The organism is Flavobacterium sp. UBA7682 (assembly GCF_002482945.1).
In the GTDB taxonomy this organism is placed as follows: Bacteria; Bacteroidota; Bacteroidia; order Flavobacteriales; family Flavobacteriaceae; genus Flavobacterium.
On the sequence record NZ_DLGY01000010.1, the window covers coordinates 18,278 to 27,963 of the forward strand.

7 protein-coding genes are annotated in these 9,686 nt (G+C 34.9%); 3 read left to right on the top strand and 4 right to left on the bottom strand.

Features of this window, described 5'->3' with window-relative positions; genetic code table 11:
* Nucleotides 1-935 precede the first annotated feature (935 nt).
* On the top strand, nt 936-2,027 hold the full coding sequence (locus B3C16_RS02570) for a T9SS type A sorting domain-containing protein (RefSeq protein WP_291128470.1): 1,092 nt from the start codon (nt 936-938) through the stop codon (nt 2,025-2,027).
* A 248-nt stretch (nt 2,028-2,275) separates the two neighbouring features.
* The gene (locus tag B3C16_RS02575; RefSeq protein ID WP_291128472.1) at nt 2,276-2,404 is read left to right on the top strand and encodes a hypothetical protein; all 129 of its coding nucleotides are present in this window, start codon (nt 2,276-2,278) and stop codon (nt 2,402-2,404) included.
* Between the two features lie 156 nt (nt 2,405-2,560).
* Here the strand turns inward: B3C16_RS02575 and B3C16_RS02580 are convergent, their stop codons facing one another.
* From B3C16_RS02580 to B3C16_RS02595, 4 genes are read right to left on the bottom strand one after another with little or no spacing between them, the layout of a single operon-like run.
* The gene (locus B3C16_RS02580; RefSeq protein ID WP_291128474.1) at nt 2,561-3,526 is read right to left on the bottom strand and encodes a hypothetical protein; all 966 of its coding nucleotides are present in this window, start codon (nt 3,524-3,526) and stop codon (nt 2,561-2,563) included.
* The gene (locus B3C16_RS02585) at nt 3,501-6,809 is read right to left on the bottom strand and encodes a hypothetical protein (protein ID WP_291128476.1); all 3,309 of its coding nucleotides are present in this window, start codon (nt 6,807-6,809) and stop codon (nt 3,501-3,503) included. Before B3C16_RS02585 ends, B3C16_RS02580 begins: the two co-directional genes overlap by 26 nt.
* Complete coding sequence (locus tag B3C16_RS02590) at nt 6,802-7,482, bottom strand: condensin complex protein MksE (RefSeq protein ID WP_291128477.1); 681 nt, start codon at nt 7,480-7,482, stop codon at nt 6,802-6,804. Before B3C16_RS02590 ends, B3C16_RS02585 begins: the two co-directional genes overlap by 8 nt.
* The gene (locus B3C16_RS02595; RefSeq protein ID WP_291128480.1) at nt 7,452-8,780 is read right to left on the bottom strand and encodes a hypothetical protein; all 1,329 of its coding nucleotides are present in this window, start codon (nt 8,778-8,780) and stop codon (nt 7,452-7,454) included. The genes B3C16_RS02590 and B3C16_RS02595 overlap by 31 nt, the downstream gene beginning before the upstream one ends.
* A gap of 350 nt (nt 8,781-9,130) precedes the next feature.
* On the opposite strand from B3C16_RS02595, the gene B3C16_RS02600 reads away from it, so the two are divergent.
* Nucleotides 9,131-9,686, top strand: a 556-nt coding sequence (locus tag B3C16_RS02600; RefSeq protein WP_291128482.1) for a DUF262 domain-containing protein, incomplete at its 3' end; no start/stop codon positions are given.

Below are 9,686 nucleotides of genomic sequence, written 5' to 3' on the forward strand. Positions count from 1 at the left end.
TTTAAACAATTTATTTAAAGTCTTGAAAAACAAAGGAAAATACTATTTTGAAAAAAAATATAAATTATTTCTTAACTTTATAACCACAATAAATTAACTCTTGAAGAAGAAAATATTTGGCATTTTAAGTATCAGTCTCAACTATTTTTGTTGAACTAGCTATTCTTTTTAAATTTAACAAAACCAAAACAACATATAAAAAATTTATAATCAACATATTAAATTTTAAATACAAATATAAAATAATACTAGAAATATAAATATCATGTATAAAAACAACAATTAACAGGAGAACATTATAGGCTTCACAACTATTCCCTTTAAATTCAAACCAAAATTTAACTAATAACAACTTGAGTTTTTCTGTATCAAAAAAAAGACAATCAACAATAATACTGAGCATATAAAGTCTTACAGCGTTTTCTTATCATTATAAAATGTGCCTAGTTCGTATTCATTACACTCTACAACTTAATAATGTTTACTACGATTATAAATTCTCATTTACTCAGCATAAATATTTTAAAAACTCAACCAAAAATATTTCAAAACGTAAGTATTCAAAAAACAGACCATCGACAAACGGTATTATCCATCGATAAAAAGGGTATTTCAATATAATTTATAAACTATCTAAAATGCATTAAGTAGTTTTAAAATATATAACCGAAAATTTTATCATATTATTTTATTAGACTTAAAAAAAAGTATTGTAAAAATCTTAAATCAACACATTCTTCATTCAGCTAGAGGATTAATATCATAGAAAAGAGATTGTCCTAGTAGTGAGAAATTTTTATATATTAAAAATTGCAACGATTACAAAAGGTGACAGATAATTTAGAAGTACTTTTCAAAAGCTTTTTTTTCAGAAAAAACTTTATCTTTGATATAAATAAAATTATAAACATACCCAAATCAAACAACTATTAAATATGAAAACATACTTACTATCACTAGGGTTAACTTTATCTTTATCATCACTTTATTCCCAAGACCTATCAAACAATCAAAACTATTCAACAATCCCTCCTTCTTCCGATACAGCTACAACTTTAGCGAAGAGAACCGGTTTTAATGCGTTACCACAAACGACCAATCTGGTCTACAATTGTGAAACTGTCTTCTGGACGGTTAACGGCGCAGGAGAAGTACAACAATGGGATTTAATCGGAAATCAAATAACCGGTGGCAATATTGTTACCTCGAGCGACATCACTAGCTTAGCGTTTTGTTCTTCAGAGAGCGAACCTAATAACCTGACTTTTTATGGCTCAAACTATGACACAATCGGAATTAAAAAATTTGATAATACATTAGGATGGATATCAATTCCGGCCAATGCCCTTTATGGAAATATTGGCGGATATTATCAGCATCAATTTTACCACGGAAACAATCTCAAAACCTTATATTATTACAACGGTACAAATTTTAATTTAATAGCAAATTTTAGTTTTAGTACAAACATTGTTGTTTCCGACACTGCTGTTGATTCATTTGGCAGAGCATGGATATTCACAGGCAGTAGTTCTGGAGGAATAGGTGTTTGTAATTTTTTAAGAGTTTATAACAGCACTGGTCCAATAACAACCTATACTTTCAATTATGACTTCTATAATAATTACGGGACTTTCTTCATTAATAATCAGTTATACGTATCAAAAGGAGATAACATAATTCCAATCAGTGTTAGTGCAGGCGTTGTTACTGCCGGAACCCCTATTCCGTTTCCTAATAACAATTATAAAGATATTGCAAGTTGCAATAAAGTTCAGGCTCTCAATATCAATGATAATGAATTCAATAATTCAATTATTGTTTACCCTAACCCTACCACAGGTTCGGTTTATGTAAACACAATCGAAACAGTTTCTTCGATAAATGTATATACGGTCGATGGGAAACTTATAAAAACAGTAACAGGCAGCAAAGAGTTTGATTTGTCTGATTTAGAAGTAAGTACCTATTTTTTAAAAATCGTAACACCTGATAATGTGTATAATAAATCAATCATAAAAAAATAAATCTTAATACCACAGTTATAATTTTTATTTAATTCAATCCGCAAAAGCCTTTCTCTTGAAAGGCTTTTGTTTTATCCACTTAAAGAGTGCCACTCCTTACAACGGAGGGGTGGTAATTTTTCCCGCTGAATTTCGGAAGGACAAATAATCAGTTATAATTTGCAATATTTTTACATAAATTAGCATTAACAAAAGTGAATATCATACAATAAGAGTCAGGTTGAAAACAATAAAAAAAATAAACACCTATGAAAAAAATTACCTTTTCATTGCAACTGTTTTTTTTTTGTTTTATTGCCTCAGTAGCACAAACAACTGACGCAATAATAAATCAAAATGAACCTATCAATATTGTATTTAATGGTAACTATCAATAAATAATCCCCTTTCGAGTGAAAAATGTAGGCTGTTAAGGGGCGCATGAAACCCACTCTGTTAGGGGAAAGCACTCCGGAACCTTCAGAATGGTATTAGTATTCATAAGGGTTTAAAGAGGTTAATTTTGATGGGTGTAGTTATAGAGTAACTCTGCGTTAAATATTGTAGTAATACATATCCTTCAATACATTTGCTTCTTCCTCAATCCATAAATCCTCTTTAACAAGTTTGGATATTATCTCTTGTTCAATGGATGAAAATATATCCTTATCAAGCCCTGAGAAAGGAACTTTATAGTTCCATTTGCTTTTGTGCATAAAGGAGTCAGTAGGAAGATATTGATGTGGTGGTGCCGGTGTCAATATTTGAATTTCCACATAACGATTTTTTAGCTTGTTTTTTATACGTTGATAAATTTCTAGTCCATGTAAATCCCAGTCACAACTGTAATACATCGGATATGACAGTTCCATTTCGTCAATATCATCTATGATTGAAATGTTGTTTCCTCCAACATGCCATAGCTTAACTTCAAGCTCTTTGGCATTCCAAGGCTGTTTCAAGAAAGATTTATTCTCACAAAGTATAATTGCTTTGGGATTGGGATAATCTACAACTAATCTGTACTGTAGATCTTTTGACGTTTGTGGAAATTCATCTATTTCTAGAATTTTCAATACAGCATTACGAACACTAGTCCTAAATTTTAAATATTTTGAACCTGCATAATCAAAAATCTTACCGGAGAAATCCTCTATATTTGTGAGGTTGCCTCTGAGTTCGTTTCTGCTTTCGTAAATGACCATCAGGGTACGAATATCCTCTTCAGTGAAATTCTTACCTCCATCTGGCCGGATACCTACCTGATTAAGGAAGTTATAGTAGTATTGATAAGCAGATTGAAAATTGTCTTCGTAATATTCTTCATAAGCATCACCTGCCACTAAAACATTGCTGTTGCCCTTTTTCTGAGCAATAAGGTCTGTTTGCGTCATTAAGTAACGAATATAGTCTACTTGCTGAATTTTAGCGGATGTTTTCTTTTTTTCATACAGATCATTCAGGGCCTTTAGTACTGGCCATGTAAAATCCTTACTATGTAATTTCTTCAAAGATTTCATCTATATTTTCTGTTAATTGTCCTTTGTGAAAGATGCCTAAAGGTGGCACATACGTTAAGCCGTTAGCATCTTTATTGTCGTGCATGATATAAATATATTGACCTTCATCGTTAATGTCGCCTGCAGTTTCGATTGACATGGTAACGATTTGGTACCGTTCTTTCCTTGCTAATTTATGCAACATTTCGTAGTTGCTTCCCAAACCTTCCGCCTCATCAATTGGCATTATTCGTATTCCGGTGCGATCTTCATCTTCAATGAGCGATAATCTGGCAAGACAAAGTAGTGCATTAGCGGTATAGGTTTGTCCATTGCTTCCCGAATTTTTTTGTCCGCCCTGTTTGATTTCAAAAAGGAGATCGAAATAAGAACGTGGATTAAGGAGGTCACTTACTGTGGCCTCTCTGGTTCCGTTTGCTTCACGGAATACACTAATCATGATGTCGTCAATGTCCTGCTTATCTGTTGGTGCAAATATTCCCACTTCCTGCATTTCATTCGTAAGTCGTTTTCTGAAAACTTTCATCCAATCGTCAGGGTAGCCTGGAGCAGGTTTAGGTTGTAAAGTGGCATAGTTGTCACCTGTTATTTGGTTTTTAGAAAGGTAATCACTTATTTTATGGACCTTAGTCAGATACCCATTATAGATTGTACTTAATTCTTTAAAAGTGTTATGTAGAATTTCTACTTTTCTAGAGCCAATGCGTTGCAAATCGTTCGTGAGTTCTGTAAGCCTCTTTTCGATTTGTTCACCAATAAGTTCTTCTTGTATCTGTTGCGAAGGAAAAACGGTAGGCAGCAGCTTGTTGGCCAGTACACCTACAGAATAGTCTTTTAAAATGGTCTTGTCTTCTATTTCATCAGAGGCGGAGTCGTAGGTCGCTTTAAATTTACTGTAGGCATCCGTGCTTGGCGTTTCTGCTGGCTGCTGTTCTATTTTGATCAAATCCTGCTCGGCTATAAAATCACGATTATGTGCACCTAAAAATTTTGTCTTTGCTTCGTCGAGTTTGAAAATGCTGATATTGTAGTTGTTTTGGCACTGTTCAAACTGTGTTTTTATTTCAGTGTGCTCAGTGTCTATTCTATTCGCCATTTCGTAAAGTTTGTTGATAGGCGGATTGGTTTTAAATAGATCGCCTTCCATTTTATGAATTTTAGGAAGTACTATTTTTTCGTCTGCTATGAGGTTTTTTAATTCTGTTTCAAAATTGAAAAGATGGCTTTCTTCTATTTTTATCAACTTGTCAAAGTCGTCAGAACCATATTGTTTGGCCATATAGTTTTCAATCTGATCAACTTTTTCCTGATTGTCATTGTTCTGTTGCTTACTGTGGCTATACTTGGCAAAAGCTGTGTCATGGGTTTCTTTACGGTTTTTATAGGTTGTTAAATGTTGCTCGGCATCTTGAAAAATGGATAGTTGTTTTTCCAGTTCCGTCGATGTTAGTTCTGCAATTTCATCAATTTTGGTAAACAGTTCCTCCTCACTAGTTTTGTAAAGTGAAATTGCTTTTTCTAATGCAGGATAGCTTTCTAGTTTTTCTTTTAGATTTTGTAAGCTTCGCTGCTCATATTTTAGGTCTTTAAGCTGTTGTTTCAAGGCGTCGAGCGGTTCCCTATCCAGTATGATCTGATTGGCAGGTACATTGAGATGTTGCTTGGGTACATTGGTTACCAATTCATGGATGCCGTTTAATTCCAACCAAAATCCATTGTCGCCTGCTTTGAAAGTAAGCGGTTCTTTAAATAGTTTTTCAGGAAAAGGGAGATAGCGTTCTTTTGGCGGATTGGGAGCTTTTCTCGATAGGGATTGGAAATGGATGAGCAGGCTTTCTTGTTCAAGCGTAAGCGGTAGATCGAGCTGCTCTATTGCCCAATGCGCCAGTGATGCTGGATTGTCCAAATCTGAAAAAACAAGCTGTATTTCGAGCTTGCTAATGGCTTCTTCAAAGTTTTTCAATTTTTGTAAAGTTAATTTACCTCCTGTTGCAAAATTACTGTACCAGTCCGATAGTTCAAATTCGTGTAGCAGTTTGTTTTCTGTAAGGAATTTTTCGAATGCTTTTAGGTTTTCTACGTCTGTAACTTTGGAGCGTTCTGTCTTATGCCATTGTCTGATGGCATCTGAATCTTGTCGGTCTCCGGTAAGCCAATTGGTTACTTTATCAATGATGTCCTTGTATTTGGTACTTTCATCCAGCAGTTTTTTGGCTTGTTGCCATTCCATTTCGAGTTTTTCTTGTTGCTGTTCTGTATTTTTACTGTTGTCTCTTAATTCGGAAAGGATTTTATGTTGGTCTTTGATATCGGTCAATTTGACATTGGCCAATTTCTTTTTGGTCAAGAGCCTTTTGATCTGGTTGGTTTGATATTCTTGTTTTGATTGTCCAAGTTTTTTAGCAATGTGTTCGTTTTCTCGATACCAGAAGCTGACGTTTTCCAGGCTGAATTGTTTTTTCAACCGACTGTAGGTGTTGAAATCACGTAACACATGTTCTATTTTTTGCTCCTTGTTTCTAATTGTGGCTATTTCTTCTAATAAGCGATGATGTTGCTGTTGGTCTAGATTAATGTTTTGTACTTCTTCTCGGTATTTGTCAACAAGCTGTTTGTGGTCACTGTCTCCAAAAAGAAATGTTTTGAGAACATCCGAATCAGTAAAAAACCCTTTCCCTCTGGAGAAGGCACGAATAATCGCTGCATAGCTTTTCAGGCTCTGGTGGTTTTCGCTAAGGTCTACGGCGAGTATACCGTTGTTGAAAAGTAGGTAGTGGTATTTCTTATTGCTTACTCCTTTGAGGTAGCCCTTTTTCGAAAATCTTTTTTCCAGATTTTCCAGTGTTTCTATTTGTCCATCCAGTAGCAAATCTCTGTAAAATATAGGTTCATTCATAGGCTGAAGTGTTTCGTCAAAATCGTAGCCTGCTTGTATAATGAAAAATTGCATCTGTGTGCTAGTGGTGTCCAGATAACCTCCTAAGGAAATGTATCTGCGGGGATGTATTTCGATGTTTATGAAAATATAGCCACGTCCGTATTTTCCGCCACCATTTTTAAGGACAAGACCGCTCGTATCTCTATTACTTACTCCTTCTGTTCCCGATTTGAATACACGGGAGCCTACTAAAAGTAGTTGGATAAAGTCGGCAATAAGGCTTTTGCCGCTTCCGCTTTCGCCACTAAAATCGGTGCGAAAGTCATTAAAACGATAGTCACAGTTAAAGTGCTGCCTGATATTGAGAGTCGATAAACTATAGATCTTAGGTTGAAATTTAGTCATGTTCTTTTCGTTTTATGATTTCGTCAATAGTTTCTATCTGTGGATAATAAATTCTTCTTAGCCTTTCAAATGAGGGTTGGTAGGTGAAATAGTCGCTGTCGCTTGTGTCTCTGGCTATCCAGCCCAGTTGTTCAAATTCAGTAAAGGCTTTATATACGAGAGTTTTTAGTTTCTCTTCGTTCAGGTCTGATTCTGCATCAATTTCAATGGATGATACAACACGTTGCATTTTATTGAGAAGTTCATCATATTCTTGATAGAGCAGGTTGATGAAATCGGATATTTTAGCGAGTTCGATGTTGCCATCCAGTTTATAAATTTTGAAAAAGATGAGGCCAATAAGTATGTATTCCGATTTGAGGTACCATCGATATTGGTTGTCGTTGGGAACTTTACCTCGTGATCCTTCATGAAAATCGATATAGAAATAAGTGTTCCATCCTTCGCCTTCCTTTTTGAGGAGCATTTCGAAAAAATCGTCATAATAGGCTTGCAGGCTTCGGTAATGTTTATCCAAAAAGGCATAAAGCAAAACCGGTTTTGGAAAGTCTCGCTGTATGTGCATTCCTGATTTCAGGAGATAGTCTAACTTGGCGAATGTGTTTTTAGCCGTTTTGTCTAGCATAAACGCATAACGTGCGTTTATGTCTTTTTCAGAATCTTCATATTCCATAGTGAAAGGTTTTGATAGTGCGGATCGTGATATTCGTTTTGGTCTACCATAATTTCATATTGCCAGCTATTGCACTGTTTTACTAGTCTTTGGGCAGTTCTTACGGCTATGTTCAGGTTGTGCTGTTCGTGGCTGAGGATGTTGAAAAAGAAGGGCGAAAAATCGAGTTTTCCCTCTTGGTCTATCTGGTTTAGGGCTTCTTTTACCCAATATTGTATCCTTTTTTTTATTTCCAGTTTTTCTATGTTTTTGACCATCATTTCCTTTGTCTGTTCAACATCTACTGATCTTACGGCAGGAGGAAGCGGCGCTTTTCTAGAAAAGTCTTTTTCAGTCAGGATATAGAAACGGGGTACAGATTCTGGAACTCTGATGCTAAAGGATTTGATTTCTTCGGGAAAAATCAATCTTTTGGGTTGGTTATTCTCGCGAATGTAAGATGCATTGTCCAGCAGATGATGGAGAAATTTGTCTGTTTTTCGATCGAGTTCTCGTTGATTAAATTCGAATATAAATTCCCGTATGCGAGGCTTTATTTTGTCGATGCGTGCGCTTACTTGGTCTAAATGGTTACGTACATTTTGATTGTAATGCAGGACGAGGGTGATGCTGTCCAGAAGCTCAAAGTTAGCTGTGTCTTTGAGCAAGTCCTGCACGATGTCGTCTATGTCGTAGGTAATCTGAAATCCAGTTGTGAGTTCGTGTACGTGCTTTTTGATATGGTCTAATCCTTTGCTGATGGTTTCAATTACTTGCAGGATGTTGGCCTGTGGTTGTTTGATCTGAAAACGGAAATCGTCTACCGATTCGCTTACCTGCTGGTCGAGTATTTCGATCTGTTGGGCCAATTCGGTGCTTCTAACGTTGAAATGGTCGCTCATCCAGAACAGCATTTCGGGAGGTTTTTTTTCTAGGCTTGTTTTTAGGGTGTCAAGCAAGTTTTTGAAGAGCCTTTCTATTTTGGCCGGGTGATAGCTTTCGGACAGTCGCGTAAAGACCTTCAGGCAAAATTCTTCTCCGTAATTTTTAAAGCCGTATACTTTTCTTTTCCTGTCGCGCCACAGAAAGAATTCTTGCAAACGTAGGATGATGTTATTGTTTCGGTTGCCCTCATCTCTTATATTGGATCCTCGAAGGTCGCTAAGTACTTTATTGATCACTTGTATAATCTGGTCTTCGGTAAATTCCTGCTTTTGGTATTTTTGATATAGGGCAAGAAGTATCAGCCCATCTTCTCGATTTGGAATAAGCTGATAGTAGCGTGGTTTTGCTTCGGAATACAGGTCAATCTCCTTCATATAAATTGTATAATAATATGGATATTTGTTAAACTTTGGAATTGCTGTTAACCCTCATATTCTTGGAATGTATTTAACTATACGTTATAATATTTCTTCTAAGCGAGAAATAAAAGAAAATTTTTTTACTCTAATATTGTTTATTTTTTTAAGCAATTTTCGATTTTCTTTATTCAAGTTATAAATATAAGAAATATCTCTTAAATCGTTAGAATTAAATAACTATCTTTCAAATCGTTTTTTCTGATTTTGATATACATATTGAGGAATCGTATTATTTTTATATTCTCCAATTTAATTTATATTTACAACAGGAAAACAATGTGTTACAATTAAATCAGTTAAACTAAATGGAAATCAGGGAAATATTTGAAAATAAAATCAAGATAGAACCAAAAGTTATGTCGATAGAAAGTTTATTCAACAACCCTGAGCGAGTTGAGAGAACCGACTATAAGCCCTTCTATCAGCGAAATTACGTATGGGACGATGAAAAGGCCACATATTTTATTGAAAGTATTTTATTAGGCACTGAAATTCCCCCTTTAATCTATTTTAGAAATTCAGATAAAGTTGAAGTAATTGATGGCAGACAGAGATATCAAACCATTTTAAGATTTATCAATAACGAATTTAAACTTAAAAAGAATGGTTTGCAAAGGCTTGATAATGTCGGAATTGCAAATAAGAATTTTAAAGATTTCGAAACAGATCTACAAGATTTGTTTTGGGATACAAAATTACGAATAATTGAATTTAGTTTTCATAGTCAAAGTTTGGTTGATGAGGAACTTGAAGATGTTGTGAAAAAGGAAATTTTTAAGCGATACAATTCCGGAATTACACCACTAAAACCTACTGAAATTGATAATGCTGTTTATTTTGTAAATCGTCAGCAAAAAGTGG

Bases quoted from the DNA above. Each gene is read 5' to 3' on its own strand.
- B3C16_RS02575 (WP_291128472.1), top strand. From the start codon at position 2,276: ATGAAAAAAATTACCTTTTCATTGCAACTGTTTTTTTTTTGTTTTATT.
- B3C16_RS02570 (WP_291128470.1), top strand. From the start codon at position 936: ATGAAAACATACTTACTATCACTAGGGTTAACTTTATCTTTATCATCA.
- B3C16_RS02590 (WP_291128477.1), bottom strand. From the start codon at position 7,482: ATGGAATATGAAGATTCTGAAAAAGACATAAACGCACGTTATGCGTTT.
- B3C16_RS02580 (WP_291128474.1), bottom strand. From the start codon at position 3,526: ATGAAATCTTTGAAGAAATTACATAGTAAGGATTTTACATGGCCAGTA.
- B3C16_RS02595 (WP_291128480.1), bottom strand. From the start codon at position 8,780: ATGAAGGAGATTGACCTGTATTCCGAAGCAAAACCACGCTACTATCAG.
- B3C16_RS02585 (WP_291128476.1), bottom strand. From the start codon at position 6,809: ATGACTAAATTTCAACCTAAGATCTATAGTTTATCGACTCTCAATATC.